Here is a 2,698-nt window from a genome sequence, read left to right as displayed (position 1 = left end):
TTCAAAATTCAAAGAGCGATTTTAAAGGTCAAACCTTTAATTTGAGTGAATTTGCAAATATATTTTATAGTGGCTCCGACGAGCTATCTCAAAAAAATAGTGTTTATAGCCGTTTTTCAGGTCGATACTCTGCGGTATCTGCGGTTACAAGGATGAAGGAGGCGCGTAAATAAGAAAGTGCGGGGTAAAGATAAAAAATGGGGAGGGAGGAAACAAATGGATGATGAAAAAGAAACTATGGAATACTCATTAGAAGATGTGAGAAGAGAAGACATAAGAACACTGCTCTCATATATTGAAATAGTGAACAATCTTCTGAAAACTGTTATCCCTGTATTGGGTAACGAAATGTGCAAAAATCTTTTAAATAAAACCATTTTGCATCACCCGGTCTTAAAGGATTCTGAAATAACAGGCAGTGATTTATTGAACTGCCAAAAAATAATTCCTTCTATTAGACGAATGGACGAATTTGAAGGACTATCTTTAATTACAGGAGCTTTTAACAGTTTCATTTCAGAGATTCTGGACACATATGGTACAATGTCATCACCGGAGCTTGCTGTGAATGCAATTATAGTTGCTGCATCTACATCACTTAGAGAAAAGTTAGAAGCAGTTGAAAAATCAAGGGATGAATTAAATGCTGCCAATCAGCAATTAAGGGCAAGCCAACAGCAATTAAAAGCTGCTAACCAGCAGTTAAAAGCAAAAGAGCAGGCTTTAAGGAGCAAGATGAGAGAGCTTGAGAGATTTAATAAACTTATGACAGGTAGGGAATTAAAGATGATTGAGCTGAAAAAAGAGATAAACTCACTGCTTGAAAAATTAGGTCAGCCGCCGAAATACTGAACCAGAAATGAAAGTTGCCGATGCTGAAGTATCTGCCCTTGGTAGTGCGGAATTAATTCCGCACTACTACTTTGATTAACTGTTTTGGTGTTGTGCACTTTGTAGTGCGAGGTTTTAACCTCGCCCCCACACCAAAGATTTTGGTGTGGGGGCTCGCACTACATCGGAATTTCAATAATTGTCCTCAACAAGTTGACCCGCCTCTGGCGGGCAGGAGATACTGGAGTCCCGAACTTGTTCGGGCTATCTTGAAAAAACTCTGCGGGTTCTGCGGTTACTCTGCGGACTCTGCGCTTGCAAAGAAGTATGAGGTGCCTGATAAGATAAAGACAGATAAAAAAATGAATCTCTTATCTTTAGCATACTTTACAGCATTTTTGATTTATATCGGACTGATAATTTTTGGTTTATCAAAAGACCCAAAATCAAAACTAAACAGAGTATTTGCATTGTTTATTTTTACATTTGCAATATGGTCTTTTTCTTCTGCATTTGTGAATAGTGCAACTTCAAAAAATAATGCTATATTATGGAATAATATATCCTCTTTTGGCTGGTTGAGTTTTGCCAGTTTTGCGCTTTGGTTTTCACTTGTCTTTACCAAGAAGGAAAAAGTATTAAAAAAATGGTATTTTTATCCTGTAATATTTTTTATCCCCATATTTTTTATTTACAAACAATGGACAGGATCGCTTATTACAGATTATATAAAAACTTCATATGGATGGACAACTGTATGGGGAAAAACAATCTGGCCATTTCTGTTTTATGTTTAGTATCTTTCATTTTTGATAACATTTCTTTATTTATGTTTTGACTTTAAGAAAAAGACAAAAAATTTATATGAAAAAAAACAAGCCAAGATTATTTTTACTACAGCTTTGATTGGTCTTATTTTAGGTTCAATAAGTGATGTTTTACTTCCAGAATTTGAAATCTTTTACATACCCCCAATAGCAACTATATTAGTTCTGATATTTGCAGGAGGAATTGCTTATGCCATAACAAAATACAAATTTTTAACTATAACTCCAGCTCTAGCTACAGAGGATATTCTATCCACTATGTTAGATTCCTTATTCATTGTGGATAAGGAAGGAAAAATGATTGAAGTAAATCAGGAAACCTTGAATTTACTTGGATACAAAAAACAAGATTTACTTGGAAAGCCAGCTGGCATGCTTTTTGCAGAAGAATTGCTTTTTAAAGGAACAAAATGGGAAAAGTTATTAAAGGAAGGTTGGGTTCGTGATTATGAAATGGACTACAAAACAAAAACCGGTGAAAAAATTCCAGTAAGTTTTTCCGGCTCTGTGATGAAGGATAAACAAGGAGAAATTTCTGGCATTGTTGGCATTGCAAGGGATATGAGGGAAATAAACCGTCTTATGCAGAAAGAAAAAGAGCTTGCAGAGGCTGAGAAGAGAAGGGCAGAGGGATTGGATGCTTTAAATCAGCAGTTAAATGCTGCCTATCAGCAGTTAGCAGCAAAGGATCAGGCTTTAAGGAGCAAGATTGGTGAATTAGAGATATTTAATAAACTTATGATAGGCAGGGAATTAAAGATGATTGAACTGAAAAAAGAGATAAACTCTTTACTTCAAGAGATGGGAAAACCAAAAAAATATGCAACCGCAGAGAACGCAGAGAAGAACAGATAGCGCAGAAAAAACTCCGCGGGTTCTGCGGATAGAGACTGTATCGCAATCCCCAATTTCCCTGGTAGCCGCAACCTTTAGGTTGCGTTTTGTGACGATAGCATTACGCAGGCTAAAGCCTGCGACTACCAAAAATGGGGGTTACGACACAGCCTCGACCTGAAAAACGGCTATAAACACTATTTTTT

Annotated in this window: 3 protein-coding genes; all 3 read left to right on the top strand. The window is 36.4% G+C overall.

Annotated features, from left to right (window positions below):
- The first annotated feature begins 216 nt into the window (after positions 1 to 216).
- The 3 genes from AB1349_13520 to AB1349_13510 all read left to right on the top strand — a co-directional run bounded on the left by AB1349_13520 (position 217) and on the right by AB1349_13510 (position 2,513).
- Positions 217 to 852, top strand: coding sequence for a hypothetical protein (locus AB1349_13520; protein ID MEW6558344.1), 636 nt, complete (start codon positions 217 to 219; stop codon positions 850 to 852).
- A 104-nt stretch (positions 853 to 956) separates the two neighbouring features.
- Positions 957 to 1,628, top strand: coding sequence for a histidine kinase N-terminal 7TM domain-containing protein (locus AB1349_13515; GenBank protein ID MEW6558343.1), 672 nt, complete (start codon positions 957 to 959; stop codon positions 1,626 to 1,628).
- 12 nt (positions 1,629 to 1,640) lie between these two features.
- The gene (locus tag AB1349_13510) at positions 1,641 to 2,513 is read left to right on the top strand and encodes a PAS domain S-box protein (protein MEW6558342.1); all 873 of its coding nucleotides are present in this window, start codon (positions 1,641 to 1,643) and stop codon (positions 2,511 to 2,513) included.
- Positions 2,514 to 2,698: the final 185 nt, after the last annotated feature.

The organism is Elusimicrobiota bacterium, assembly GCA_040757695.1.
Classification (GTDB): Bacteria; Elusimicrobiota; UBA8919; order UBA8919; family UBA8919; genus JBFLWK01.
This window is presented reverse-complemented; position numbering and strand designations above follow the sequence as displayed.